The 23,918-nt window shown below is 62.3% G+C and carries 19 protein-coding genes and 1 pseudogene; 19 read left to right on the top strand and 1 reads right to left on the bottom strand.

Annotated features, from left to right (window positions below; all coding sequences use genetic code 11):
- The first annotated feature begins 440 nt into the window (after nucleotides 1-440).
- From G9373_RS16100 to G9373_RS16035, 15 genes and pseudogenes are all read left to right on the top strand, one after another.
- On the top strand, nucleotides 441-1,205 hold the full coding sequence (locus tag G9373_RS16100; RefSeq protein ID WP_164065114.1) for an SDR family NAD(P)-dependent oxidoreductase: 765 nt from the start codon (nucleotides 441-443) through the stop codon (nucleotides 1,203-1,205).
- 55 nt (nucleotides 1,206-1,260) lie between these two features.
- The gene (locus tag G9373_RS16095; RefSeq protein ID WP_164065115.1) at nucleotides 1,261-2,412 is read left to right on the top strand and encodes an acyl-CoA dehydrogenase family protein; all 1,152 of its coding nucleotides are present in this window, start codon (nucleotides 1,261-1,263) and stop codon (nucleotides 2,410-2,412) included.
- Nucleotides 2,413-2,437: 25 nt separating this feature from the next.
- Nucleotides 2,438-3,226 carry a crotonase/enoyl-CoA hydratase family protein gene (locus G9373_RS16090; protein WP_105417939.1) on the top strand — a complete coding sequence of 263 codons (789 nt, stop codon included), beginning with the start codon at nucleotides 2,438-2,440 and terminating at the stop codon, nucleotides 3,224-3,226.
- Nucleotides 3,227-3,307: 81 nt separating this feature from the next.
- Nucleotides 3,308-4,477, top strand: a complete 1,170-nt coding sequence (locus G9373_RS16085; RefSeq protein ID WP_164065116.1) for a thiolase family protein — start codon at nucleotides 3,308-3,310, stop codon at nucleotides 4,475-4,477.
- 25 nt (nucleotides 4,478-4,502) lie between these two features.
- Nucleotides 4,503-5,384 (top strand): enoyl-CoA hydratase-related protein, encoded by an 882-nt coding sequence (locus G9373_RS16080; RefSeq protein WP_164065117.1) that lies wholly within the window; start codon nucleotides 4,503-4,505, stop codon nucleotides 5,382-5,384.
- A gap of 409 nt (nucleotides 5,385-5,793) precedes the next feature.
- Nucleotides 5,794-6,573, top strand: a complete 780-nt coding sequence (gene fabG / locus G9373_RS16075) for a 3-oxoacyl-ACP reductase FabG (protein WP_141471500.1) — start codon at nucleotides 5,794-5,796, stop codon at nucleotides 6,571-6,573.
- 70 nt (nucleotides 6,574-6,643) lie between these two features.
- Nucleotides 6,644-6,760 (top strand): annotated as a pseudogene (locus tag G9373_RS16070) (SDR family oxidoreductase); the annotation flags it as partial.
- A gap of 10 nt (nucleotides 6,761-6,770) precedes the next feature.
- Nucleotides 6,771-8,609, top strand: coding sequence for a class I adenylate-forming enzyme family protein (locus G9373_RS16065; protein WP_240960533.1), 1,839 nt, complete (start codon nucleotides 6,771-6,773; stop codon nucleotides 8,607-8,609).
- On the top strand, nucleotides 8,578-9,849 hold the full coding sequence (locus G9373_RS16060; protein ID WP_346842829.1) for an AMP-binding protein: 1,272 nt from the start codon (nucleotides 8,578-8,580) through the stop codon (nucleotides 9,847-9,849). The genes G9373_RS16065 and G9373_RS16060 overlap by 32 nt, the downstream gene beginning before the upstream one ends.
- Complete coding sequence (locus G9373_RS48195; protein WP_346842828.1) at nucleotides 9,846-10,142, top strand: hypothetical protein; 297 nt, start codon at nucleotides 9,846-9,848, stop codon at nucleotides 10,140-10,142. Before G9373_RS16060 ends, G9373_RS48195 begins: the two co-directional genes overlap by 4 nt.
- 488 nt (nucleotides 10,143-10,630) lie before the next feature.
- Entirely contained in the window at nucleotides 10,631-11,482 is an 852-nt protein-coding gene (locus G9373_RS16055; protein WP_241962034.1) for an alpha/beta hydrolase, read from the top strand.
- 1,028 nt (nucleotides 11,483-12,510) lie between these two features.
- Nucleotides 12,511-13,710 carry an acyl-CoA dehydrogenase family protein gene (locus G9373_RS16050; RefSeq protein ID WP_164065121.1) on the top strand — a complete coding sequence of 400 codons (1,200 nt, stop codon included), beginning with the start codon at nucleotides 12,511-12,513 and terminating at the stop codon, nucleotides 13,708-13,710.
- Nucleotides 13,707-14,876 (top strand): acyl-CoA dehydrogenase family protein, encoded by a 1,170-nt coding sequence (locus tag G9373_RS16045; RefSeq protein WP_164065122.1) that lies wholly within the window; start codon nucleotides 13,707-13,709, stop codon nucleotides 14,874-14,876. The genes G9373_RS16050 and G9373_RS16045 overlap by 4 nt, the downstream gene beginning before the upstream one ends.
- Nucleotides 14,877-14,906: 30 nt before the next feature.
- Nucleotides 14,907-15,122: a hypothetical protein gene (locus G9373_RS16040; RefSeq protein WP_167115734.1), complete on the top strand. Its 216-nt coding sequence runs from the start codon at nucleotides 14,907-14,909 to the stop codon at nucleotides 15,120-15,122.
- A gap of 712 nt (nucleotides 15,123-15,834) precedes the next feature.
- Nucleotides 15,835-17,364: a carotenoid oxygenase family protein gene (locus tag G9373_RS16035; protein ID WP_164065579.1), complete on the top strand. Its 1,530-nt coding sequence runs from the start codon at nucleotides 15,835-15,837 to the stop codon at nucleotides 17,362-17,364.
- Between the two features lie 194 nt (nucleotides 17,365-17,558).
- On the opposite strand, the gene G9373_RS16030 is transcribed toward G9373_RS16035, so the two are convergent.
- On the bottom strand, nucleotides 17,559-18,128 hold the full coding sequence (locus G9373_RS16030; protein WP_206032248.1) for a TetR/AcrR family transcriptional regulator: 570 nt from the start codon (nucleotides 18,126-18,128) through the stop codon (nucleotides 17,559-17,561).
- Between the two features lie 304 nt (nucleotides 18,129-18,432).
- Here G9373_RS16030 and G9373_RS16025 point away from each other — a divergent pair, with 304 nt between their 5' ends.
- The 4 genes from G9373_RS16025 to G9373_RS16010 all read left to right on the top strand — a co-directional run.
- Nucleotides 18,433-19,182 carry an SDR family oxidoreductase gene (locus G9373_RS16025; protein ID WP_240960532.1) on the top strand — a complete coding sequence of 250 codons (750 nt, stop codon included), beginning with the start codon at nucleotides 18,433-18,435 and terminating at the stop codon, nucleotides 19,180-19,182.
- A 362-nt stretch (nucleotides 19,183-19,544) separates the two neighbouring features.
- Complete coding sequence (locus G9373_RS16020; protein ID WP_141471507.1) at nucleotides 19,545-20,411, top strand: enoyl-CoA hydratase/isomerase family protein; 867 nt, start codon at nucleotides 19,545-19,547, stop codon at nucleotides 20,409-20,411.
- A 388-nt stretch (nucleotides 20,412-20,799) separates the two neighbouring features.
- Nucleotides 20,800-21,444, top strand: coding sequence for a PaaI family thioesterase (locus tag G9373_RS48190; protein ID WP_164065580.1), 645 nt, complete (start codon nucleotides 20,800-20,802; stop codon nucleotides 21,442-21,444).
- Between the two features lie 2,098 nt (nucleotides 21,445-23,542).
- The coding region (locus G9373_RS16010; RefSeq protein WP_167115731.1) for a helix-turn-helix domain-containing protein at nucleotides 23,543-23,918 on the top strand (376 nt) is incomplete at its 3' end.

Below are 23,918 nucleotides of genomic sequence, written 5' to 3'. Positions count from 1 at the left end.
AATCCCCTTCAATGTCCGAAATTCTCGCAGTAGACCAAACTACCAGTGACTACCACATCATAGTATGAATCTACATTAGAAAACTGGTGTCGGCATAAAACTTCCGCGTCCACTTGGCAGCCAACGGACCGGGCAGTGTCCCAGCATGGGTCTGGGGTGCACGGCATACCGTGGGTAGAAATGCCCTGCGGACCGTTGTTTGGCCCGGGTAGTGCGAATGACGGCGCAACAGTGCTTGGGTGTCACCGCTCTGTGTCCATACACTAGTTGGTCCTGTCGATCCGCACGGCAATCCCCTTGACCCTGCTAGATTTAATCTAGTATAAAATCTATGTGAGCGGATCGGTGCACGACGATCGCTCTCGCCGACCGCGACGCGGCACGGGGTGGCTGAACTGCTGCCGCCAGTAGGTCGCACCTACATGTTTGGTGAGGGAGTTATGGATATCAACGGCAAGTCCACTCTGGTGACGGGCGGAGCCTCCGGACTGGGGCTCGCAACAGCTCGCCGACTGATCGACCTGGGTGCGTCGGTTGTCATCGCTGATCTTCCGTCCTCGCAGGGAAAGGAAGTCGCGGCATCGCTCGGTGAACGCGCACGATTCGTTCCTGCCGATGTGACTGACATCGGCGAAGTCGAGAACGCCGTTGCGGAGGCATCGCTCGGATCACCGCTCCGAGTGCTCGTGCACACAGCCGGCCGTGGAGGCTCGGTCCGGCTTGTGAACAAGGACGGCTCGCGGGGTGACGGTGACTTGTTTGCCACTATCGTGCGCACCAACCTCCTCGGGACTTTCAACGTGTCAAGTGTTGCCGCCGCAAACATGGCCGGAAACGAGCTGATCGCCGGCGAGCGTGGCGTGATGGTGTGGACCGCGTCCATCGCTGCCTTCGAGGGGCAGATCGGACAAGCCGGATACGCCGCATCCAAGGCAGGTGTCGCAGGCCTGACGATCTGCGCAGCACGCGACCTTGCTACAAAGAACATCAGAGTGTGCACGATCGCGCCGGGCCTAATGGATACCCCGATGCTTGCAGGATTGCGTGACGACGTGCGCCAGTCCCTTACAAGTGGGGTTCCCCACCCGGCGCGACTCGGTGAACCGGACGAGTACGCCAAGCTGGCGTGCTCAATCATCGACAACGGCTACCTGAACGGTGAGACCCTCCGGCTCGACGGCGCCAACCGCATGGCACCGCGATAACTGAGGCTGGACCACCACGGCCACGACTACCCCTTCACTGATCAGGAAAGTCGAGATGAAACGCAAGGTTTTCACGGACGAACACGACGCATTCCGGCGGATGGTACGAGGGTTCCTCGAAAAGAATGTCGTACCCAACTTCGAGAAGTGGGAAGAGCAGGGCGCTCCGCCGCGCGAATTCTACAACGAGGTTGGCGAGCTCGGCATTCTCGGAATCCAGATCCCGCAAGGATACGGAGGAAGCGGCGAGCAGACCTACAAGTACAGCGCCGTCCTCACCGAGGAGACCCTGCGCGCGAAGCTCGGCCTGGGGTCGCTGCGAGTTCACATGGACATCGTGCTGCCGTACCTGCTGAAGTACGCCACTGCGGAACAAAAGCAACGATGGCTTCCCGGCGCCGCCAGCGGCGACCTGATCTCCGCAATCGCAATGACCGAACCGGGGACCGGATCGGACCTCGCAGGCATCAGCAGTACCGCCACCCGCGATGGTGACACCTACGTGCTGAACGGGTCGAAAACCTTCATCACCGGTGGCGTCAACGCAGACTTGATGCTCGTCGTCGCACGGACGGCACCGGTCGACCTGGACAACCGGCGCGCGGGCCTGAGCATCCTCGTCGTAGAAACCTCGAGCCCCGGATTCGGTGTGGTCCGCACCCTGTCCAAGCTGGGGATGAAGGCGCAGGACACCGTCGAACTGTACTTCGACAACGTGCGGGTGCCGGCTGCGAACCTGTTGGGCGAAGAAGGTCGTGCGTTCGACTACCTCGGCCACAATCTCGCCCAGGAACGGCTGTCGATCGCAGTGGGATCACAGGCTGCCGCAGTCGCCGCCTTAAACGAAACCACCACCTACGTCAAGGACCGCAACGTCTTCGGCAGGCCGCTGTCGAGCATGCAGAACACGAAATTCATTCTCGCCGAATGCGCGACGGAGATAGAGGCGGGGCAGATGCTCGTCGACAGGGCGCTCGACGACCACGACCAAGGCGAACTGAGCGCCGTCGACGCGGCCAAGGTCAAACTCTTCTGCACAGAGTTACAGGGCAGAGTGGTCGACAAGTGCCTGCAACTGTTCGGCGGATACGGATACATGCTCGAATATCCCATCGCCCGTCTCTACGCCGACGCACGGGTGACCCGAATCTACGGCGGAACCAGCGAGATCATGAAAACGATCATCAGCAAGTCGCTGGGCTTATGAATCGCACTGCCACAGGAGGATCGCGATGACAGCAGTTGAGCCAAAGACGCATGCCCCAGTCGTGCTCACCGAAGTCACAGATGGCGCACTGGTGATTACCATCAATCGGCCCAGCGCACGGAACGCGGTAGATCTGGAAGTCGCAGAGCGAATCGAGTCGGCGCTCGCGGAACTGGACCGGCGGGACGATCTGGTCGTCGGCATCATTACCGGAGCCGGCGGCACTTTCAGCGCAGGAATGGACCTCAAGGCGTTCGTACAAGGAATCCGCCCGGCCACACCCCAGGGCGGCTTCGCAGGTTTCGTCGAGAACCCACCACAGAAGCCCCTGATCGCCGCAGTCGAGGGCTATGCCCTGGCAGGCGGCTTCGAAATCACACTTGCCTGCGATCTGGTCGTGGCCTCATCGGCCGCTGTCTTCGGCCTGCCAGAAACGAAACGGGGTCTGGTTGCCGCCGCCGGGGGACTGCTCCGGTTGCCCAGGCTGATCCCCGAACGAGTCGCACTCGAGTACGCCTTGACCGGTGAGCACCTCACCGCCGACCGCGCTCTCGAACTCGGACTGATCAATCGGGTAACCGAACCGGGCGAGGCGCTGGCCGGGGCATTCGAGTTGGCCGGACGGATCGTGGCCAACGGTCCGCTCGCCGTGCGCGCCACCAAGCAAGTGGTCGCGCAGGCGCGTGACTGGTCCACCACCGAGCAGTTCGATCGCCAACGAGACATCACCGGTCCTGTCTTCGCGTCCTCCGACGCACAAGAAGGTGCCCGGGCGTTCGCGGAGAAGCGGACGCCGAAGTGGACCGGATCCTGAAGACCCACAAATCGATCGACCCCCCACGACGGCCAGAGGGTGCCGTCGCGACCGTAGTCAGAAGCCGAGAAAGGTAGTCCAATGAGAGACGCCGTCATTGTCGATGCAGTACGAAGCCCCGTAGGGAAGCGCAACGGCGCCTTGGCCGGCGTCCACCCGGTCGACCTGTCCGCCATGGTGCTCGAGGCACTCGCGGCCCGAAACGACCTCGATCCCACCCTGGTCGAGGACGTGATCTGGGGCTGCGTGTCGCAGGTAGGTGAACAGAGTGGAAACCTGGGCCGCTTCGCCGTGCTCGGAGCCGGCTGGCCGGAGGACATCCCCGCGGTGACCATCGACCGTCAGTGTGGTTCGTCGCAGCAGGCAGTCCACTTCGCCGCCGCAGGTGTCATGTCGGGTCAGTACGACATCGCGGTCGCCGGCGGTGTCGAGCTGATGAGTCGCGTGCCGATGGGTTCACCGCGGCGGGCAGGGTTCGGGGAACCGTACGGACCCAAAGCTCTTGCTCGCTACGACGGAATCGAGTTCAACCAGGGAGTGAGCGCGGAGACCATCGCCCGCCGCTGGGGTTTCAGCCGCACCGATCTCGACCAGCATGCACTCGAGTCGCACGCCAAGACCGCCGAGGCGATCGATGCAGGCCGTTTCAAGAACGAAATCGCTCCCATCGAGGTGACGGGTGAGGACGGAACGTCATCGGTCGTCGACACCGATGAGGGTGTGCGGCGCGGCGGCTCGCTCGAGTCGTTAGCCAAGCTCAAGCCGGCATTCTCCGAGGACGGAGTCATCACGGCCGCGAACTCCTCGCAGATCTCCGACGGCGCTTCCGCACTGCTCATCACGACCAGCGAACGTGCACGTCAGCTGGGATGGAAGCCGCTCGCACGACTGCACAGCTTCGCGCTGGCCGGTGTCGACCCAGTGCTCATGCTGACCGGTCCGATTCCGGCGACGGAGAAGGTCCTCGGTAAGGCCGGGCTGGGCATCGCCGACATCGGTGCATTCGAGGTCAACGAGGCGTTCGCGAGCGTATCGATGGCCTGGCTGGCCGAGACCGGTGCCGACCCGACCCGTCTGAACCCGAATGGTGGCGCCATCGCCCTGGGCCATCCGCTCGGCGCCTCTGGTGGCCGCTTGATGACCACGCTCGTCCACCACATGAAGGCGAACGGAATCCGATACGGGCTCCAAACGATGTGCGAGGGCGGCGGCATGGCCAACGCCACGATCCTCGAACTCCTCAACCACTGAACAAGCCGGAAAAGGACCACAGACCGTGCCCGACATCCTCTACGAGGTCTCCGACAACGTCGCATTCGTGACACTCAATCGCCCCGAGAACCTCAACGCAGTGACCACCGCCATGTGCGACGCACTCATCGACGCCTTCGACGCTGCCGACGCCGACGACTCGGTGCGCGCCGTCGTGGTGACAGGATCCGGGCGCGCGTTCTGCGCTGGGGCGGACCTCTCCTCCGGGGGGGACTCGTTCAACCGGACAAACGGCGAATCAGGTCCGCCCCGTGATACCGGTGGGCGAGTAACCCTGCGCATTTTCCGCTCCCTCAAGCCCGTCATCGCTGCGATCAACGGGCCGGCCGTGGGATTCGGTGCGTCACTGACTCTTCCAATGGACATCCGGGTCGCCGCGGACTCTGCGAAGATTGGGTTCCCGTTCACAGCTCGTGGCATCGTTCCTGACGGCGCGGCAAGCTGGTTCCTCCCGCGCGTCGTCGGACCGAACCGTGCCCTGGACTGGGCGATGACCGGGCGAGTGTTCCGGGCCAAGGAAGCTCTTGAAGCCGGGCTGGTGCGCAGCCTCCATCCCGCCGAAGAAGTCCTCGCCGTCGCCACCGAGATTGCGCAGGAAATCGCACGAAGCGCCGCCCCGGTATCCGTCGCGCTGACGCGCCAACTGCTGTGGCAGATGATGGGCGCCGACCACCCGATGGTCGCGCATGAGATCGAGTCCGCGGCGATCGCGTACACCGGATCGGGCCCGGACGCCGCAGAGGGAGTCAAGGCGTTCCTGGACAAGCGTCCCCCGGTGTGGACACTCAACCCGGGCTCCGACCTTCCGGAATGGTTCCCCTGGCGTCCCGAACCCGCCTACGAAGGCATTGAGCGTATACCTCCCAGCACGACTCGGTACAGATAAGAACTCGAGTCATCGACCAAGACGGCTTCGTCCAGATAGTCACGGCAGTAATCGTATTCATACGCAAGCAGAGGACTTCGCCGCGACGAGGCCGACGCTATCGCCGAGTACATCCATTGCGGTGCCTCTGTTCGGGTGTGCCCTTCCCGAGGAGTACGGCGGGCATGGGTTGAAAATGCGAGAAGACGTACAGCGCGCAGTGGAATTCGGCCACTTAGTCCTCCGGTCTCTGTTCGGGACGAAACCACGGCATCGCGGACCGGAGGTGTAAAGGCCCTCGGGCAGATGCGGAACGCCCCCCGACCGAGCGGTTCCATCGCGATCCCCATATGTAACGCATCTACGAAGCAACCATGAAGTGCAGAAGCTGATCATCGGCCGAGCATGCTATGAAAAGAGGGTTTGACGAATGTCTGAAATTGCATTGGCTCCGGAATTGCTTGTCACAGAGCCGGGCTTGGTAGCAGGAAAGGTGGCCGTCGTCACCGGAGCCGCTCAGGGAATCGGTTACGAGATCGCCGCGGCGTTGTCCAAGCACGGCGCGAAGGTCATCATCGCCGATCTCGACCAGGCCAAGGCCGAGATCGCCGCGGAATCGCTTGGTGGCGGGGATGTGGTGGCTCTTGCATGCAATGTGACCGACGAAGACGCGGTTTCACGGGTAGCCGACAGTGCTGTGTCACAGTTCGGATCACTCGACATCTGGGTCAACAATGCCGGTATCACCCGCGACAACCGGATGGCGAAAATGTCGCTCAGCGACTTCGAACTGGTCGTCAACGTCCACATGACCGGCACCTGGCTCGGTGTGAAGACCGCCGGCGCGATCATGCGCGAGCAGGGGCGCGGCTCGATCATCAATATGTCTTCCCTGTCGGGTAAGGGCGGTAACTTCGGCCAGACCAACTACAGCGCGGCAAAGGCCGGCATCGTGGGTATGACGAAAGCATCCGCGAAGGAACTCGCGAGCAGGGCTGTTCGTGTCAATGCGATCGCGCCCGGACTCATCCGCACACCCATGACCGCAGCGATGTCTGCCGAAGCGTTCGCGAACCTGGAATCGACGATTCCGATGAAGCGCGCGGGGGAACCGCATGAGGTCGCGGGTACGGCACTGTTCCTGGCCTCGGATCTGTCGAGCTTCATGACGGGTGCAGTCCTCGAGGTCGGCGGCGGACGGCTGATGTAGGAAGGTCGGAGCTCCAAATCTGTCATCAGGCGGTCGAACCTCGGACACCAGGCGCCTCGATCACATGCTTGTCAAGCGCTTCGGAACAGGCGACGACATCGCCGCAGGAGCGGTGTACCTCGCGTCGGACGAGTCGTCGTACGTCACCGGTCAAAATCTCGTCATCGACGGCGGATGGCAGACATAGGGGGAGTGGGATGGCCGCGAACCGACGTCCTGAACGACATTACGAATCCGCCAGCGTAATTCGTCAGCAGCTGAAAATCGCGATAACCGGCACCTGGTCGGACGAGTCTCACACCATCCGCTCACGACCGACCGGGCAGCGGGTGCCTTTTGGGAGAATGGAAGACATAATGTCCGCAGGGATCGGCACGCCGCTTCGGCAGGCACACTGGACTCGAGACGAGAGCATCGATTTGCTCGACCACACCTCGGCCACCCTGCTGACAGCACAGGCAGGCCAGTTCGGGGACCGTCTGGCTCTGATCGGTAACGATCATCGCGGAGAGAATCAGCGCCTGACATATCACCAGATCCTCGAAAAGGCGCGGGCGATCGCCGCTGCTCTCCTCGAACACACCCGTCCTGGGGAACATGTCGCGCTGCTCGTGGCCAATGTCGTCGAATGGCCGCTCATCGAGTACGCGGCCGCGATGACCGGCCGGGTCCTGGTTGCCCTCAACCCGCAAGCGGGAATCGACGAGCTGCGATACACACTTGCAAACTCCGAAGCGACGATGCTTCTCTTCACGACGTCCTACCGTGACCGTGACTTAGGCGCCGTCATCGAGGCGATATTGCCCGATTGCCCACTTGTGCGAGCAGCTCACTCTCTGGATACCGTCGCCCGTTGGGCAACGGAATCGCATGATCCCGCGTTCGAGTGGCCGTCCGTTGATCCCCACACTGCCGCCATGCTGCAATACACCTCGGGCACCACGGGGAAGCAAAAGGGCGTTCTCCTCGCACACCGGTCCATGGTCAACGTTGCACGCATCACGCTGCTGACCGCTGGCGTCGAACCCGGCTCGGTCATCCTCTCGCCTTTTCCGCAGTTTCACACCGCCGGATGCGTAACCTCGACCCTCGGAGCGCTCGCGGTCGGCGGCACCCTCGTCATCGTGGACCGCTGGAATCCGACGGAGGTACTGGCGACCGTCGAACGTGAGGGGGTCTCGACGATTCTTCTAGTACCCGCGATGTTGCATGGTCTCCTGCAGACGGCGAAGGCGGGTGATATTGCACCCCAAACCATTCCCACCATCCTGGTCGGCGCCGCAAGCGTACCCTCCTCGATGATCGAGAAGGCTAGGGAATTGTTCGGTGGCACGGTGCTCAACGTCTATGGTCAAACGGAGCTATCGGCCCCATTGACCGCGACGCGACGCGACGACAGCGCGAGGGGCATCACCACAACAGTCGGCCGCCCGCTTCCGCAGGTCGAATGCCGCATCGCCGATCCGGTCACGGGGCATACGCAAGAGGTCGACGTCCCCGGAGAAATATGCGCGCGTGGTTACCAGCAGATGCTGGGGTACTTTCGAGACCCTGAGGCCACTGCCCGCACCGTAGACCTCGACGGATGGCTCCACACCGGCGACCTCGGATCGATGGATGAGCGTGGGATGATCACGCTCACCGGCCGGCTCAAAGAGTTGATCATCCGGGGAGGGGAGAACATCTCTCCGAACGAAGTGTCCGACTGCTTGAGCGGTCACCCCGCTGTCGCTCAGGTGGTCGTTGTCGGAATACCTGATCAGCGGCTCGGTGAGATCGTCGCAGGAGTGGTGGTGTGCAACGCGGCCACCGACCATCACGCACTTCGAGAGGATCTGGAACGGCACTGTGCGACGCATCTGGCGGAGTACAAGGTGCCACAGCGGTGGTACTTCACCGACACGCTCCCCACCACTGCTTCGGGCAAGGTTCGCGCCCTCGAAGTTCGCCAGATGATCTCCGACGGAACCCTGCGTTGCGAGACGGCCGCAGAAGCCTCTCTGGATGATCGTCACCCACCGTCCCACCGTCGATAACGACTCGAGGTTTAGCGACATGTTTCCCGGTGTGCATGCTGTGACATCGCCTGACCGGCCAGCTGTAGTCATGAGCGAGTCGGGACGCACTCTGACCTATCGAGAACTCAACGAGAACTCGGCGAGGTTCGCGCGGGTACTCCACGACCTGGGGCTTCGTAAGGGCGACGCGTTCGCTTTTGTGTCGGACAACGCGCCGGAGTGCTTCGAATTATATTGGGCTGCCCTGCGCTCCGGTCTGTACGTGACACCGGTCGATCGCAATCTCTCACCCGTCGACGCTGCCTTCATCATTCACGACAGTGATTCGAAGGTTCTCGTCGTTTCGGCGGGTGTCCGGGCCTTTGCCGAAGCGTTGGTTCCGCTCACCCTGCAGATCGCGGACCGCTTCTGTTTCGGCGGTCAGATCGAGGGGTATCGGTCCTACGAGGACATGCGTGCGAACGTAGGTGTGCCGCTTGTCCAGTGTCCCCGCGGCTCCGACCTGCTCTACTCCTCTGGAACTACGGGCCGCCCAATGGGGATGAAATCGCCGCTGCTGCAGATCGAGGTCGATCAGCCGGGTGATCCCACCACGAGCGCCATCGGCTCTGCATATGAATTGACCTTTTCAGATGTGTATCTCTCGCCGGCCCCGATCTATCACGCTGCACCTCTTCGTTGGTGCGGTGCTGTTCACGCGTATGGGGGCACCGTGGTAGTGATGGAGAAATTCGACGCGGAGGAGGCTTTGCGGGTCATCGAGCAGCATTTCGTTACCGTCGCCCAGATGGTGCCGACTATGTTCGTGCGTATGCTGCAGCTGCCCGAAGCCGTTCGCGCGAAATACGACCTATCCAGTCTGCGCAGTGTCGTGCACGCTGCAGCACCATGTCCTCCCTCCGTCAAGAAGTCCATGATCGACTGGGTAGGAATGATTTTGAACGAGTACTACTCGCCCACCGAGGGAAACGGATTTACCACCATCTCGTCGGACGAATGGCTCACGAAACCCTGTTCGGTAGGTCGCAGTGTGCTCGGAACACTGCATATCTGTGACGACGAGGGGACAGAGCTACCCGCCGGCGAGGTTGGCACCGTCTATTTCGAACGTGAAGACCAGCCGTTCGAGTATCACAAGGACCCGGAGAAAACTGCTGCTGCTCGACATCCCGACCATCCCACCTGGACCGCAGTGGGTGACCACGGATTTCTTGATGCGGATGGCTATTTGTTCCTGGCCGATCGCACAGCAACATGACCACCTTCAGCAGAGTCGACCGCTGCCCGGAGGAGGTCGAAGACGTCTTGATGATGCACCCGGCAATCTACGACGTTGTTGTGATCAGCGTCGACGATCTGAAGCGGGGACAGCAGTTCAAAGCAGTCGTGAGGGTCAAGCCGGAAGTCCGCGAATGTTCCGACCAGCTGCCGATATCATCGACTACGCCCGCGACCGAGTTGCGCACGAGAAGGCACCTCAGAGGGTTGACTTCGTCAACGACATACCACGCACTGCGGCCGGAGAGTTTGATAGGCGTGAACTCGAGCTGAGTTAGACCGAACAGTCCGTTCGGGTAACGCTTGTACTTCGCTAGCCCGCCCCGGACAGCGACGTCCGCCGCAGGATTCGACTGCTCGACGTGCGGGAAGTGATTGATGGGACGGTAGAGCCCAAGAAGGCAATGTGTTCTGCTCATAGGCGCGGATCCGGCGCCCGGTACGCCAAAGCATGACTTAATCTATATTAAGACAGGCCGATGAACGGGTTCGTCAAGTCAGTCGACAATCCGGCGGGGGCTACGACGGCCCGCGAACGAGCAGAAGTGACGGGCGCTGGGAGCACGATTGACAGAAGGCCGGTTCCGCCAAGAATATCGCCGCTGTATGTACCCACATCCCGAGATCTGCTGGCGAAGAATGCCGCACGGCCTCACCGCCCGCAGACATGGTGGCGGCCACGGAATGGCACCTGTCATCGAATGCGCCTAGATCAGACAACACGCGCGAGGAGGCTTCTCCTTGCCGACGAGAGGAACGGCGTGTCGCACGAGATCGTCAAGTTCGAGGTGAATGACGGCATTGCGTTAGTCGGCGACTTGTGGCTTCCTGACCCTGTGGTGCCACCTCGCGGCTCGATAGTCATGCTTCACGGCGGCGGACAGACTCGCCATTCCTGGAGGGTCAGCAGCGCGCTGTTCGCTCGGGCGGGCTGGAAAGTCCTCGCATACGACGCTCGTGGTCACGGCGACAGTGACTGGGATCCGACCGGAGACTACCGGTTCGATGCGATGGTGAGCGACCTCAGTCGCGCATGTGCGCTCGTAGGCGGAGACCCGGTCGTGGTGGGCGCATCAATGGGCGGCATCGTGGCCATGCTGACAGCAGGTGAGGCTCCGGGATTCGCGCGGGCACTCGTTCTCGTCGATATCACGCCGCGAGTGGAAGAGTCAGGCGCGGCGCGCATTCGTGACTTCATGGAGGCCTCGCCTGATGGCTTCGCCGACCTGCAAGAAGTCTCCGACGCGATCCATGGCTACAACCCGCATCGTCCTCGACCCGCATCACTGGATGGGCTCAGGAAGAATGTCCGTCTGCATGCGAACGACCGTTGGTACTGGCACTGGGATCCTCAGTTTCTCACCCAGTCCGACGAAGGAATGAGCGTTGCTCACGTCGAGCGCCTTGCACAGGCGGCGGGAGCAATCACCGTCCCGACCCTGCTGGTCCGCGGGAAGCACTCAGACGTCGTCAGCGAAGCAGGCGTGCAGGAGATGAAGGCGCTCATCCCTCAGGCCCAGGTCGAGTCGGCAGACGCCGGCCACATGATCGCGGGTGACGACAACGATGTCTTCGCCACCCATGTGGTCGAATTCCTCGATAACCTCGGCTGAGGCTTGTCTGGCGGGGGGATCCACACCACGTCGGCTCGGGTCTCGTCGTGAGTGTCACCTCGGCCCGCATCCCGGATCCGCTTCTTCGTCATCGGTCCAAGCCTTCGTTGGTCGCCTTTGGCGAGTAGCCGCGCGCCCAACCCCGCCTCCCGAGTCCCTATCGAGTGCTAGCGGGTCTGGCCATGCGGCAGACTCGTGACCGGTAGCGGCGGGTAGGTGAGTGCTCTTCCTGCTGGACTTGGAGTCCTGGAAAATGATCGTGCCCTGCCGGTCCGCCGGGCAGAACGGAATCGCTGATGGAATGTCAGTGCCACTGAAGCACTGCCACATAGATTGCTGACAGTTCTTCCGCACGCTGACGGCAGGGAGTGGCGAACATGACGCAGCGAGACGCGCCGCTGATGTTGCTGTTTGTAGGAGACGTTTGAACTCAGGATCATCATGATCTCGAGCTGATGGGCCCGGCCCGGACGGAGGCTGAGCAAGGCGGGCTTCCGGAAGGAGTGGACGGGATCGCGCGGTTGCATGCGCTGATCGGGAAACAGCTCGCCGAAGTGGTGATCGGGATCTGGACCGCTGGCCGCGGCGGACGGGACGTGCCCACCACTTCGGTATTTTCGATTTCACGCGAGCGTCGGCAACGCCGAGACGGGCGACCGATACAGCAGCGGTCGGTGGGACTTGCCGAACTTTGAGTCGGCACGTCGACCTGCACGCAGCGACCCGTGGTGGTCAATCCGCATCCGGGGCACCCCGCAGGAGGTCGACGCGAGGGCGTCTGCCGCGTCGCAACTACGATCGCGAAAGACTCAGGACGCGAAAGACTCAGGAATGGCGTCACCATCGCGCGGGAGTCTTCACGGCTTCTTCTCGAACACTATGCGACGCACCGTCATTCTTCGACACGTTTCGGAATCGTTGAGGGGTTCGAGGCCGTGACGCGCCTCCGTTCTTCATGTAGTATACAGTTTTGAATCAAGCTTCAAAAGCATGCGCTCGTGTCGAGCGTATGAGGACGGGAGAATGCTGTGGATTTCACCCTCAGTGCGCAACAGCTGGAACTGCAGGAGCGTGCGAAGGCCGCTGGAGCCGCCCTTCGTGGCAGGTCGGCGGAATGGGATCGGTCGAACAAGGTGCCGTACTCCGAGGTCGTGGAGCATGTCAGGGCGCACGGGCTCCTTGGCCTGACGATGCCTACCGAGTACGGCGGCCAGGGACTGACCGCGATGGACTATCTGATCACCGTCGAGGCGATGTTCAGGAACTCGCAGTTCTGGGCGATCGGCGAGCCGCTGTTCGCCACAGCCGGACCGGGACCGTGCATGGTGATGATGGCCGAGTCGCAGACGACCCGGGACAAGTTTCTTCCGGACCTCGTCACCGGAGCAAGGCAGTGCGCCATTGCGCTCACCGAGCCGGATTTTGGGTCGGACTTGACCTCCCTTGTCACCACTGCAGAGCGAAGAGGCGACGATTGGGTCCTCAACGGCAAGAAAAACTTTGTGACCGGAGCAACGGTAAACCAGCTCTATGCCGTGTTCGTTCGGTTCGATGACATTGCGGGGCACCGAGGAATCGGCGCGGTCATCGTCGAAGAAGGCATGCCTGGTGTGACGATCGAGGCTGGCCCCGAATTCCTTGGGTGCCGAGGTATCCCTCACGGGGACCTGACGCTGGAGAACGTCGTGATTCCTGTCGAGAACATCATTCGGGGGCCGGGCAGCTTCGGTGACCTGATGACTGCCTTCAACATGGAGCGATTGCACAACTGTGCGTTCAACCTCGGCATGGCTGGCGCCGCATACGACGAAGCGGAGAGGTTCGTCCGCGAACGAGTCGCCTTTGGACGGCCATTGGCCGAGTTCCAGGCCGTCTACCACGCCCTGGTCGACATGTGGACGGACCTCGAGGCGCTGCGGCTGATGGCGCGAAATGCCGCGGCCTCGGCAATCGACGGTAACTACCCGCGGGCGTTGGAGACAACGGCCGCCAAGCTCTACGGCGCGCGAGTGGCCTCGCAGATCACGCTGAAGGCGCTGGAGCTCCATGGCGGCTACGGGGCGACCACGAATTACGCCATCGAGCGCATCCATCGAGACGTCGTGGCAACAATTGTGGCCGGCGGCAGCCCGCCAGTGTTGAGGAACGCGATCGCCGCGTTGATCCTTCCTGGCGTCAGCGTGTCACAGCGTTCTGCGGGCGCCCCCCAGATGGCTCCGGTCTCATGAGCAGCGCGATCTACGAGGACGTGCACGAGCAGTACCGCGACACGGTAAGGACTTTCATCAAACGGGAGGTCACGCCTCACTACGCCCGTTGGGAGGAGGAGGGTGGAATCGACCTGTCAGCCTTCACCGCCGCGATCAACGCTGGAATCTACGGACTGGGGATCCCGGAGAAGTTCGGGGGACCGGGCGAGACCGATGTGCGCTTCCGGATGGTGGTCAGCGAGGAGATGGCGCTGGCGAGAGCGACCACCTTCTCGATCGGCCTGGCGAACCAGGACGACATGGTTCTGGTCTACCTGCTGGACCTCGGTACGGACGAGCAGCTCGATCGCTGGATGCCTGGTCTTGCGGCGGGCGAGATTGTCGGAGCCGTCGCTATGACCGAACCGGAAGCGGGCAGCGATTTGCGGGGGATGTCAACGATGGCGCGCCGAGACGGTGACGAGTGGGTCTTATCAGGTCGCAAAACATTTATTACGAACGGCACGATTGCCGGAATCGTCATCGTTGCGGCGCGCACGGTGAAAGACGATGGTTCTCTGGGCTTCAGTTTGTTCGTGGTCGAGGACGGCATGCCTGGATTCGAGCGCGGGCGGCCATTGCAGAAGGTGGGTCTGCACTCGCAGGACACCGGCGAGCTCTTTTTCAACGATGTGCGTCTACCACTGGAGAACCTGCTCGGCACGTACGGGACCGGGTTGTCACAGCTCAAGAGGCACCTCCCACGCGAGAGGCTGAGCACGACACTTGGCGCGGTTGCGGATGCTCGCGCCATCTTCGACCTGACCGCTGCGTACTGTTTCGAGCGAAAGGCATTCGGTCAGCCGATCGGTGAGTTCCAGAACACACGGTTCGCGCTGGCCGAAATGGCGACCGAACTGGACATCGCGGAAACCTATGTCGACAGCCTCGCCGTCCGCCAGAACGCTGGGACCCTGACGGCCACGGATGCGGCGAAGGGTAAGTGGTGGACCACTGAGCTCCAGAAACGGATCGTTGACCGATGCGTCCAGCTGCATGGCGGCTATGGGTACATGATCGAGTATCCCGTTGCCCGTGCCTTCATCGACTCGCGCGTGCAGACGATTTACGGCGGTACGACCGAGATCATGAAAGAGATCATCGGGCGTGACATCGCCTCGTCATTCAGCGTGCACAATCCCTAGGTGCCACCGTCCTGACAACGGAGGTGCTTTATGACGACGTTGACATCCGGCTCACTGCTGGTTGCCCAGACGGACGGCAGCTGTCGTATCACCTTCAACCGCCAGGATATCCTCAACGCGCAGATACCCGAGATGCTCGAGTCGCTGGGCGCGGACGAGCGAGTCGCGGCGGGTTCTCGGGGAGCGGATGGCACGACTCGCGGTGGGCGGATCAGCGGTCAAGGGGCGTTAGTCGTTCGCTTCTGATTCGAAGCCAGCCGCCAACCTTGCCCGTCTCTGTAAGCATGAGCCGTTCCGCGAGGACTTCGCGGATAGGCGGGCTGCGATTTGAGGCGCCACCCCGACGGGTGCTGTCCCGGCAGGTCTTCGGAGTGCAATACGTGCATTCGAGCGGTACCCGATGCTTGGTCTGACTATCCTCCGTCTGGCATGAGATTATGTGAGAAGTGAAAGCAGCCAGCTCGGGTCCGATGCCTCGCCGTTCAAGAGGAGAGGCTCCTCCTACTCCTCGTTGATCCGATTGCACGGGGGCCGGAGGCTCGAATTTAATGGCAAAGCCGATGACGGACCTCAAAGCCTCTTCTCCAGCGGCCCATCGCTGAGAGGAATCCGCCGGCATGGCGCTCCTGCAGCCACCTGACGATCAGATATGGCGGTCTGTGCCGACCGTAGCCCGCCGACTCCGGTGTCTTGGACCGTCTTGGCAGCATCCAGAGGCTGAAGTACTCGCCCCTCACCGCCGACAGAGCCGTTCGGCGAGGCGCGATCGATGATGGCGCTGAATTGCTCGCTAACGACTAGCTCGCGGTGGCCACCCTAAAAGCGCGAAATGCCCTGAGCGGCCGATATGTCGGAGGTCATGCTGCGCTCATTCTGAACTCGTCGTGTTGACACGTGATCCTAGCCAAGAGCATAATTAAATCAAGATTCAAAAAAGTAGATTCAAGACTGAGGAGCGATGAGCATGCAGCAAAGGGGAGTGTTCTGGCCCATGGCCTTCGAGGCCACGGTTCCGGAATGTCGAGTCATTGAGGGTCAGATCCCCAAGGACATCTACGGTGGGCTGTACCATAACGGCCCGACCGTTCGACGCCCTGCGCGTCAGGGGGTCGAGAGTGTCTTTACCACTGATGGCATGGTTCAGGGCTTGGTTCTCGAGAACGGAAAGGCGTCCTTCCGCAACCGGTGGGTAAGGACGCCCAAGTTCCGGGCCGAGGAGAAGGCCGGAGAAGCCCTCTTCGAGTGGGAGGACTGCGCGATCAGCCAAGACTGGCGTGCGATGGGTCTCGGTGACATCATCCGCAATGAGCAGACGCGTCTGCTTTCTCACAACACGGCGCTGGTGAATGCTTTCCCCTTCGCTGGCGACATCTTCGCGGTTGGTGAGCAGGCCGGGGCTCCGCTTCGCATCGATCCAATAACGCTCGAGACCAAGGGTTTTCCCTCCTGGGGCAAGGACCTCTCACGGGGTATCCGTGAGCCCATCGACGAGAATGACGGCAATATGGCGCCGCACCCGAAGTGGGATGCGGACACGGGGATGCTGTATGCGTGGGGTTACAGCGACGTGCGCCCGTTCGTCACCCTTCACTGGATCAAGCCCAACGGCGATGTCCAGTCGCGTCCTATTCTCGATGCCCCGTACAACACCGTCGCCCACGACGCGTGGTTGTCCGAGAACTACTTCATTCTGCCGTTCCAACCGTTCACGCTCTCGAGCGAAAAGGCGAATAAGGGCCTTGGTGGGTACGGATGGGAAGTCGCCAAGCCGATCATGCTGGCGCTGATCAACCGCTTCGACATCAACTCGGAGATCATCTGGATCACTGCCGATTTGCCGCCGCAGTACATGATGCACATGCTGTCGGCTAACGAGATCGGTGACACGATCCAGCTCGACGCACCGTTGTTCGGGCGTCCGCCGTTCCAAACCGACGAGATGTCAGCACCAGGTGACCCTTTCATTCCGTTCTTCCAGGTTGCGCCGAGTGTGCTTGGCAGATGGACGATCAACCTCAAGACACGAACAGTCACGAGTGAGGTGCTCGACGATGTCATGTGCGAGCTCCCGAAGATCGATGAACGGCACTTCGGCCGACCCTACGACTGGGGTGTTCTCGTGGGAGGCTCGCCCAGCGATAGCAGGCCAGGCGCGATGCGGATGGACACGCTAATTCGACGCAACATGCGCAGTGGGTCGGACAAGCGAGTGAAGTTGACCGCAAATCGCCACGAGTCCCCGTTCGAGCCGGCGTTTGTCCCTCGGACTGTAGACGCCCCCGAAGGCGATGGTTACCTCATCGTTCCTGTGTCCAAGTTCAAGGAGCACCTCGGCGAGTTCCAGATCTTTGATACGGATGACATCAGCACTGGGCCGATCTGTCGCATCGAGCTCCCGTTCCACATGGGATGGACTCCTCACGGGCACTGGATGGACTTTCGCAGTGTTCCGTCACCGCACATGCTCTCCGTCGAGCTGGAGAGCTGAACTCCCAGCTTCGCTGGCGACGAGGCGGACGGCCACATCGAAGACCTGCGAGCCGACGCCCGAGGGAGCGGAGGGCGCGGCCACCCAGCGCCTGCTAACGGAACACGTGGTGGTCGGTGGAGGCGGGTAGCTGGAAACCGGGGATCTCGTGGGCCGTCATCGGCCCGTGAGATCCCCGGCTTGTCATCGGGGGCTCAGTCGACCTCGTTATCGACCTCTTTGAGGAATCCTCCGTTGAGCATGCGCTTGGCGTTCTGGACCAAGGTGTCGACAGACTCTCCGCGTGGCTGCCACCATTCGGTGGACCAATTGAGCGAACCGAGGATGAGCATGCGTGCGAGCCGCTCGTCGACGCCCGGCCGAAGTTGCCCGGCCGTTCGCACGTCCCGGAACAGCTTCCTCCACAGCACCGCGTATTTCTGCTGCTCGGCGAGTTGCCGATCGCGCAGCTCGATGGGCATCTGGGCGGCATTGCGAATCGCGGCCATTGTGTAGTCGGACTCGGTCAGAATGAAGCGTAGGTGCTGCTCCAGTGCGATGTTCAGGCGTTCCGCGGGTGACACGCTGCTCGCAGCTTTGAGGGCCTTGCGCACATGGTCGTGCAAGTGTGCCATTCCCTGCCAGATGACCTCTTCGATCAGGTCCTCGCGCGATTCGAAGTAGTAGTAAATTGCCGGTGCTTGACACTCGGCGCGGTCGGCGATATCGCTCAGGCGAGTTCCGGAGAAACCTTTGCGGCACAAAATGTGCGCCGTGGCATCCAAGATCCGGGCTCGGGTCTTGGCGGACTTGGTAGTCGCTAAGGGAGCGCTGCTGGCATTGTTCGTCGCTAGGCGTGGCACAAACCCGATTCTAACTGCCCTTCTACGGTCATGCCTGCGACACCCTGATTTTGTTGACGATCCCGGTCACATGCACCTATTATTTAGTCTGAATTAGATACTTCCGGGAATGTTGGTCCTCGTTCAGCTGGCCCGTAGCGCGCCGTGAAGTCGTGATGACGCGCGATGTGTTTCGTGTGCCGAACGATCCTTGAGTTTGGAGTGAGAAGAGAAGATGGTGGAATCGATGAGCTGGACGGTTGTCGGCGGGGCGTCGGGTGGTTTGGGTCGGGCCATCGCTCGTAGCCTGGCGGAGGATGGCCATGACGTCGTCGTGGCGTATCGAGGCAATCGTGCGGGGGCCGACGAGACGGCGGAGCTCGTCCGTTCGAGTGGTCGAAAGGCCATGATTGAGCAGGTTGATCTTGCGATTCCCGACGAGGCTCGGGCCTTTGCGAGCCGAGTCGCGGATGCCGGCGCCGTGCGAGGTGTCGTCTACGCGGCGGGCCCGGTGATTCCGATGTCGTTCATCGCCAAGACTGAGCTCGAGACCTTCTCACGCGTGATCGACAACGACCTCAAGAGCTGCTTCAACTTGGTGCAGCCTTTCCTGCCGATGCTCCGTGCTTCGTCGGGTGCAGTAACCGCCATCGTCACACCGGTGATCGAGCGGTACAGCAAGATGGACCTGATGTCGTCGGCCCCCAAGGCGGGGGTTCAGGCATTGATCAGGGGCATCGCCGGCGAAGAGGGGCGATTCGGCGTTCGCGCGAATGCTGTCGGCGCCGGCGTCATCGAGGGGGAGGGCATGTTCGACAAGTTGGTGAAATCGGGGGTCTTCACGGAACAAGGCCTGGCCTTGGCGAAGTCGGAGACGACCCTTGGTCGGTTCGGGGACGTGACTGACGTGGCCGAGGCAGTCCGATTCCTCATGTCAGATCGTGCCGGCTGGATTACCGGCCAGACTCTCAACGTCGATGGAGGGTACGGAGTCTGATCGCGATTCGCGTCGTGAGCATCCTCTGGTGCGCGATGCGTTTGAGTGTCACCGGTAAATCCCCGGCTGCGTCACACGGGACTCGGGTGGCTCGCGGTCGGGGGTGCGAAGACCTGGCCCTCTTTTCGGGCAACACCGCGCCGACCCAAAGTGAGCGGCCAAGGTCCTCCGACGGCGACCGTGCGGGCATCGCTGGTCCTGATCGGGCGCGTCGAAGATGTGGTTCAGATCATCGACCACGCGGTATTGATCGCGTGGGGGGTTCGAACGAATGCTTCTGTTCGCCCAAAGTTTAATGTACAGTAAAATGTCTCGGGAGCTTCCCCGGTCCGCCGGAGCCCCCGCGCGAGGAAAGGCTGCCTATGTCGGAGGAACTGCACGTGTCGGTGGATGAGCACGTCGCCGTGCTTACGGTCGATCGTCCGCTCGCCAATAACTCACTCGGAGGGTCTCTGCTGAGAGAACTCTTGGACGTCTCCGCCGAGCTCGAACGTGACGACAGCGTTCGCGTCATCGTCACGACCGCGAACGTCTCGGACGGCGCGACGGCGTGGAGCCCCGGCGTCGACTTTGCCCAGCTGGACGGCAAGCTCGGTCCCGGCGCGGACGCGGATGTCATGTTTTACGGCGGAGTGATGCAGGGTGATCACGCCTCGCTCGGGGTCTCGGCTCAAGCTCGACGTTTCGACCCGTTGGGGCCGGGCCGATGGATTCTTCAGATGCTTAACAACTTTCAGAAGCCCACCATCGCGGCCATCAATGGAGCCGTGGCTGGCGGAGGCATCGGATGGGCTGGCCTGCACACTTACCGCATTGCGGGCGAGTCGGTGAAGTTCAAAGCTGCGTTCGGCACACTTGGATTCGGCCCCGACATGGGAGCCAGTTATTTCGTCACCAAGCTGATGGGACAATCGGCGGCGACGGACTTCTTGCTGCGGGACCAGCCGATGTCGGCGGAAGATGCGCACCGTGCAGGCTTCGTCAACCAGGTGGTCCCTGACGGCCAGGTGCTGGAGCACGCGCTGAAGGTTGCCAAGGATCTAGCGCAGCTGCCGCCACTCGGGTTGCGGGCGACGGTCCGTGCCTTGCGAGGTGCTGAGACGAATACCCTGGCCGAGCAGCTTGACCTGGAGTGGGACAACCAGCGCATTACCTTTGCCACCGAGGACGCTGCCGCGGCCTTCGAGGCATTTAAAACACGCACGAAGGGGACGTACGTCGGCCGTTGACCGGAGGTGATCCGGTCTTCATCCACGATTCGAAGGAACACCATGCAGGGCATTGAAGACATGGACGCCATCGTCGTACGATCGATCCGCGAGCGGCGCGCCGAGCCGTCCCGCGACGAAGTGCCGACGGCGCCGAGCATGCGCATCCCCAAGTTCGGCGCTGCTGCAGGCGCCGGCATACGGGATGCGGGATGCGGAACTCTCCGGTATTTGTTTGACCCGTCGAGGCCTCAACCGGGTAGATTCCAGGAGTCCTCGCGTGAATGAGGGATTCGTAAAGTCGCCATCTGAAAGGGTCGGCCGAGGGGCAAGGGACGGCGAGGACCTGGAGGGAATCGGCCCGGTACCAACGATCGCCTGGGGACCCTTGCTCGGTCAAGCGACAACTGTGGCAGAGCAGGACGTCCCGGGCGATCTCGTCGATAGACGACGCGCGGTCCGTGATCTCGGTCGGGCGCTCCGCGCCCTCGGGACCGCCTCGGTCATGTCGGAGGTGCCTACCAAGATCCTCTGCCAGGCGAGGCTTCTGGTCGCCGAGGCCACCTCGATCCTAGGCGCGACGAGCCGGCAGGCCGGTGTGCCCTCCTCGGTTGACGACCCGTACAACGGCGTACGAATGTTCTCACCAATGACCGGGGAGGGGAGTCCATTCGTTGCTCCGTTATCGTTCGAGACTGTCGACGGCGTGGCCAGCGCCACCTGTACGTTCGGTGAGGCATTCGAAGGCCCGCCGCACCACGTACATGGCGGGATCTCGGCAATGCTGATGGATCACGCGCTGGGGCATGTCGTGGCAGACTCAGGCAAACCGGGCCTGACCCGGAAGCTCGTCGTCCAATACTTGCGCCCCGTCCCCTCCGGGGTGGAGCTGCTCGTGCGCGGGCGAGTGGTCGCCAGCGGGGACGGCGATGTCTTCGCTCAGGCGTGGATAGCCGCCGCTGCTGAGCCGGGGACGCGACTGGTGACGGCGGACGGGCACTTCCGCCTGCTGCGCCCGGAGCAGGCGGCGAAGCTTATGAAGCAGTTCGCCTGACTGGAATCGACTGGCTTCTGCTTCTTGCGAGCAGAATGACCGGGACCTCCGCAGGATGCCCGCACAACTGGCCTTCGGCGTCGGAGCATTACCGGACATCCGGTGGCACGCCTCGCCGTGCCACCGGTCCTCGGGGCCACGAGACGATCTCGAAGATTGCAGACGTCGTCTCGCTCAGGGAAAGCCAGGCCTGGCTCTAGCGACTGCTCGAAGAGTCTGCGCCGAACCGGCCAATCCGGTGGCGGTCGGCACGGGTTGCCTCGATCGCCTCCGTGAGGCCGGTGCGCCCCTCACTGCGGGGATCCACACGTCTCCGGACGCCGGCGTCCTGCACGAAGGTCAACATAGCTACGAATGCACGGTGCGGCCGACATCGATCGGAAACCGGCTGAGTCGCCTCGTGCTGCGGGATGTGGCGCTTCCTGCGTCTGACCACCGACTGCGACCCGGGCGTACCTTCGCCGAGCAGATAGACGGTGTGATGTGCACGGCGCACCCCCAGATGCTGAAGGGAAGCCTCGAAAGAATTTGGCTGGCGGTTGCCGGCCGCTCCGGAACCCAGCGACAGAACTGTCGGGACACAGCACCCAGCTACGACTTGTCCGTGCGCTTCCAGACCCGGCATCGGGCGCTGAAGGTCCTCGGAGTCGACGACTTCGCCCTTCGACGACGGCACCGGTCCGGGATCGTCCTGATCGACATGGCCACCGCCCTCCCCGGCGACGTCCTCACCGACAGGAAGGTCGATTACCTTCGCCGACTGGCCGACCGCGTGCCCGGGCACGACCGTGGTGCCGTGTTGGCGCCGGCGCTTGCGTCGAAGGGGCGCGCACGGGGGCGCCCGACGCGATCGAGGTCGCCGAAAGCTGACAGCTGTGGCATAACCTGGCCGAAGCCGCGCGGAAAACATTGCCGCTCAAAGCGTTTGTCTCCGACTCAGGGCTGCAGACGATCCCGAACGGCACACCGAACTCACAGCCGCGGAGGACTTCCGGCGGACCGCCGAACAAGCGTTGACCGCGCGCCGCGAGCAATCCGTCCTCGTCGCCTCCACCCAGCGCCGCTATGAAAGCGGTTTCCGCGCTCGAGGCCCAGGGCAAGTGGATCAAACCGATCCAACGGGGCTCGGGCGCGCTGAGGAGAACCGTGCGTCGGCCGTTTGGCAGCGTCGCCAACTGCTGGCCGCCCCGCAGGCCGGTCGGCACTCGGGTTGGACGAGTCCACCGTACATCTGCACGGTCGAAAATCCCGAACGTTCGGCGCGTCGCCTCGCGGATCCTGCACCGACCTGAGGGCATCACCGACGACGAGCAGCAAGTCCTCGCCAACTGCCAGCACCTTGAGACCACCGCCGCGTTCGTACCTCGTTCGCCCGAGATGCTGACCAGCACACGGCGACCGTGTCAACCTTGGAAGGCGGCCGTCTCCTCGAACGATCTGCCGAACCTGCATCGATTCGTCCGGGGGATCGGACGCGACCGAGCCGCGGTCCTCAACGGGCTGACCACCTGCCCGACAACTCCGGCGCTGTCGAGGGAAACGTAAATCGAATCAAAACGCGCGAGCGGCAGAGGGATGGACGCGCCGGATTCGACCTCCCACACATGCGAATACACCTCAGCCACTGACATACTCAGGAACCATCACGGAGAATGAGCCAGAGCCATTCGAACCTGACACACGCACGCGGCCGCAGTCGCGCCTTGGAGTTTCCCGGGAGCGGTTGCAGCGACCAAGCTGTGGCCACATTGCTGTGACCGTCCATGACATCGAGGTGAAACGCCACCCGTGACTGTCAGAGTCTGAGTTCATCGATGGCGCTCACGACCGCAGTCGTGGACGTTGCGCCATTGTCGGCTGCAGCGCCGGACTCGGTCCCTCATCCTAGCCTTCGGCAACCCGGCTTGTTGTGTCAAAAAATCAGAGCAGCAATGACTTACGCAAAATTCTCGACTGTCACGGCTGCCTCCCGATCGTGCGTGTACATCAATGCCGCCGGCCGACCGTGTGTAACTCGGGGAGCTCTCACCACCCTCGCCCGACGCAGCTAGTGGTGTGTCTCGCAAATAAATATGGATTGATTCGATAGAATCCGTGCATGAGGAATCCGGTACCCGCTTTGCAGATTTCCGATGGGCAGCGTGTTGTGCTCGAGTCGTTGGCGCGGTCGCAGACGGGTGCGCACCGGGAGGTGGTGCGGGCCAAGGCGCTGTTGATGGCGTCCGAGGGTGTGGCCAACACGGCTATCGCGCAGGCGTTGTCGGTATCGCCGGGATCGGTGGCGAACTGGCGGACACGGTTCGCTGAGGATGGCATGGCGCGGTTGGGCGAGGTGCGCAAGGGTCGAGGTCGCAAGCCCTCGATCCCGCAGGAGAAGATCGACGAGATCGTGGACCTGACGCAGAACTACCGCCCGAAAGGCGAGACTCATTGGAGTTGCCGGACGATGGCCGAGTATGTCGGAGTCTCGAAGG

Origin of the sequence: Rhodococcus sp. A14 (genome assembly GCF_011603105.1) — a bacterium.
Taxonomy (GTDB): Bacteria; Actinomycetota; Actinomycetes; order Mycobacteriales; family Mycobacteriaceae; genus Rhodococcus_F; species Rhodococcus_F opacus.
Note: the sequence above shows the minus strand (reverse complement) of the source record. Positions and strands in the feature narration are given on the sequence as shown.

Excerpts from the sequence above, each read along its gene's own strand:
- G9373_RS16100 (WP_164065114.1), top strand. The coding sequence starts at position 441 with ATGGATATCAACGGCAAGTCCACTCTGGTGACGGGCGGAGCCTCCGGA.
- G9373_RS16095 (WP_164065115.1), top strand. The coding sequence starts at position 1,261 with ATGAAACGCAAGGTTTTCACGGACGAACACGACGCATTCCGGCGGATG.
- G9373_RS16090 (WP_105417939.1), top strand. The coding sequence starts at position 2,438 with ATGACAGCAGTTGAGCCAAAGACGCATGCCCCAGTCGTGCTCACCGAA.
- G9373_RS16085 (WP_164065116.1), top strand. The coding sequence starts at position 3,308 with ATGAGAGACGCCGTCATTGTCGATGCAGTACGAAGCCCCGTAGGGAAG.
- fabG (WP_141471500.1), top strand. The coding sequence starts at position 5,794 with ATGTCTGAAATTGCATTGGCTCCGGAATTGCTTGTCACAGAGCCGGGC.
- G9373_RS16065 (WP_240960533.1), top strand. The coding sequence starts at position 6,771 with ATGGCCGCGAACCGACGTCCTGAACGACATTACGAATCCGCCAGCGTA.
- G9373_RS16060 (WP_346842829.1), top strand. The coding sequence starts at position 8,578 with ATGATCGTCACCCACCGTCCCACCGTCGATAACGACTCGAGGTTTAGC.
- G9373_RS48195 (WP_346842828.1), top strand. The coding sequence starts at position 9,846 with ATGACCACCTTCAGCAGAGTCGACCGCTGCCCGGAGGAGGTCGAAGAC.
- G9373_RS16045 (WP_164065122.1), top strand. The coding sequence starts at position 13,707 with ATGAGCAGCGCGATCTACGAGGACGTGCACGAGCAGTACCGCGACACG.
- G9373_RS16040 (WP_167115734.1), top strand. The coding sequence starts at position 14,907 with ATGACGACGTTGACATCCGGCTCACTGCTGGTTGCCCAGACGGACGGC.
- G9373_RS16035 (WP_164065579.1), top strand. The coding sequence starts at position 15,835 with ATGAGCATGCAGCAAAGGGGAGTGTTCTGGCCCATGGCCTTCGAGGCC.
- G9373_RS16025 (WP_240960532.1), top strand. The coding sequence starts at position 18,433 with ATGAGCTGGACGGTTGTCGGCGGGGCGTCGGGTGGTTTGGGTCGGGCC.
- G9373_RS16020 (WP_141471507.1), top strand. The coding sequence starts at position 19,545 with ATGTCGGAGGAACTGCACGTGTCGGTGGATGAGCACGTCGCCGTGCTT.